The sequence below is a fragment of the Streptomyces sp. NPDC007162 genome (assembly GCF_040634175.1).
Lineage (GTDB): Bacteria > Actinomycetota > Actinomycetes > Streptomycetales > Streptomycetaceae > Streptomyces.
Genome location: NZ_JBEYFC010000452.1, coordinates 4,742 through 7,304, shown reverse-complemented (window position 1 = coordinate 7,304; position 2,563 = coordinate 4,742). Strand labels below are relative to the sequence as shown.

General features: G+C 74.8%; 1 protein-coding gene and 1 pseudogene. Both read left to right on the top strand.

The annotated features are described in order from the left end of the window. Window positions 1-95: 95 nt before the first annotated feature. A complete protein-coding gene (locus ABZ646_RS35685; RefSeq protein ID WP_360528495.1) occupies window positions 96-1,028 on the top strand; it encodes a cyclase family protein in 933 nt (310 codons plus the stop codon). Window positions 1,029-1,155: 127 nt separating this feature from the next. Further along, window positions 1,156-2,563 (top strand): annotated as a pseudogene (locus tag ABZ646_RS35680) (hypothetical protein); the annotation flags it as partial.

The window sequence follows — 2,563 nt, the reverse complement described above, 5'->3', positions numbered from 1 at the left end:
GTCATGCCGCCGGTCGGGGCGGGACCGCTGCCGGGCAGGGCGTACAGGCCCGGGCGGGTGGGGGCGTGTTCGCGGGCAGCAAGTACTGGAAGCGGATGACCTCTGACATCGGCGGCCCGGTCGTCCCCCGGGCGGAGTTCGACGCGCTGTTCGCGGCGCTCCGTACCTGGGGGCGCTGGCAGCGGGCCGACCGGGGCGCCTTCAACCTGGTGACCGCCGGACACGCCCGGCGGGCCGCCGCCCTGGTGCGCTCCGGGACGGTCGTACCGACGGCGCTGCCCTGGAACACCCGCGCCGGCCCGGACAACCCCACGCCGGCGCTGCACCACATGACGGACCTCGGTGACGTGGAGAGCCCGGAGCCGGCCACCCACAAGGACTTCGTCGCCGCCGACTACCACGGCAAGGGCATCACCCATCTCGACGCCCTCAGCCATGTCGCCTACCGCGGGGAGCTGTACGACGGCCGCCGCGCCCGCGACCACGTCGACGCCGGCGGCGCCCGCTTCGGCGCGGTCTCGGCGCTCGGGCCGCTCGTCACGACGGGCGTGCTGCTCGACATGCCCGCCGTCCTCGGCGTCGACTGGCTGGAACCGGGGCGGGCGGTACGCGCGGCGGACGTCCTTGCGGCCGAGCGGGCGCTCGGCGTGACCGTGGGCGAAGGCGACGCCGTGCTGCTGCGCTCCGGCCACGCCCGGCGCCGCCGGGAACGCGGCGCCTGGGACTCGGCGGCGTCGAGCGCGGGCTTCCACGTGGACGCGCTGCCACTGCTGGCGGAACGGGGCATCGCGCTGCTCGGCGGGGACGGCGACAGCGACGTACGGCCCTCACCCGTGCCCGGTGTGCACTCGCCCGTGCACGCCCTGGCGGTGGCCGCCCTGGGGGTGCCGCTGCTCGACAACCTCGACCTGGAGGCGCTGTCGGCCGCTGCCGCCGAGGCAGGCCGGTACACCTTCATGCTGGTCGTGGCGCCCCTGGACATCCCGGGCGGGACGGGATCGCCCGTCAACCCGGTCGCGGTCCTGTGACGGCAGTCCCGGGCCGCGGGCGGGCGGGATCCGGCAGGCGATGAATCTCGCGGCCAATGTCCGTATTCTCGTTTATGTCGATTTCTTTGCGAAAGGCTGATTCTTACGACGGTGAGCGAGGCGCAGAGTGATTCGGTCCGGCGGGCAACCAGGGTCGACCAGGCGGCCGACGGGTGATTCGGGTCCCGTACGTTTCCGTGAGCGGTTCCTGCAGGGCGAGCAGGTCGACAGCGGAGTACGGGCGCCGATCCTGGACTCCTGGCTGCGCTGCCAGTCCCTCGGTCTCTCGCCCGACCGGGCCGACCTGCCCTTCCACGAGGACTTCGACCCCGGCGGGCCGATCGTGCGGGCCGCGGTTCCCGTGCTCGACCGGCTCCAGGCCCTTTTCTCCGGCAGCCAGATCAACATCTCGCTCGCCGACGCGAGCGGCACCGTACTCCTGCGCCGCTTCGGCGACCCGGCGATGCCCCGCAGCCTGCCCCCGATCCAGGTGGTGCCGGGCTTCGTCTTCGCCGAACGGTTCGCCGGCACCAACGGCATCGGGCTCGCCCTCGCCGAGCGCGGCCTCGTCCGGGTCTTCGGCGCCGAGCACTTCGCGGAACGCGCCCAGGGCAACGCCTGTATCGCCGCGCCCGTCCGGGACCCGCTCAGCGGGCGCATGGAGGGCGTGCTGTGCTTCGGCTACCACCGCAGCGCCGAGGACCCGGCCCTGGGCGACCTCATCCGCCGGGCGGTACGGGCCGTGGAGGGCAGGCTGCTACGGCAGAGTTCGGCCCGCGAACGGGTCCTGCTCAGGGCGTACGAGTCCGCCGTCGGCCTCCCCCTGGGGCTCTCCGTGGACGAACGGGTCCTGGACCTCCGTCCCGCCGACCGGGTCATCCTCATGGAGAAGGCCGCCGAGCTCATCTCCCGCGGCCGGCACGCGGCCATGGGGGTCTCCCTCTCCGACGGCCGCCGGGTCACGCTCGTCAGCCGCCGGGTGACCGGCGCCTCGGGGGTGCAGGGCCTCGCCGTGGAGATGCTGCTGCCGGGCCTCGCCGTGAGGGCGCCCCTGGACGTCTCGCCTCATCAGGTGCGGCTGGACGCGGCCTTCGGGTCCGTGGCGGGGGACGGGCTCGGGGACGAGGGGTGGGCTCGCACGCCCGGTCCGCTGCGCTCCGCCGCGGGTCCCACGGGGGCGGCGGGCACGCCCGCCGTCACGGCCCGTACGGACACGACCGGGCCCCCGAACCGTTCCCCCGCCGCAAGGCCACCCGACCTCCTCCTCAGATGCACCCCCGCCCAGCCGCGTTCTCCCGCCGAGCCCTCGGCGGCCACCCCGTCGCGTTCCCCCGCCGAGCCTTCGGCCGCCGTGCCGCCAGGTCTTCCCACTGAGCCCGCGGTGGCCGCTTCGTCGGGTTCCGCCGCCGAGCCTTCGGCGGCCGCTTCGTCGGCTTCCCTCGCCGAGCCTTCGGTCGTCGCTGCGTCCGGTCTTCCCGCTGAGCCCTCGGTCGCCCCGTCGGGTTCCGCCGCCGAGCCTTCGGTCGTCGCTGCGT

Bases quoted from the DNA above. Each gene is read 5' to 3' on its own strand.
- ABZ646_RS35685 (WP_360528495.1), top strand. From the start codon at position 96: ATGACCTCTGACATCGGCGGCCCGGTCGTCCCCCGGGCGGAGTTCGAC.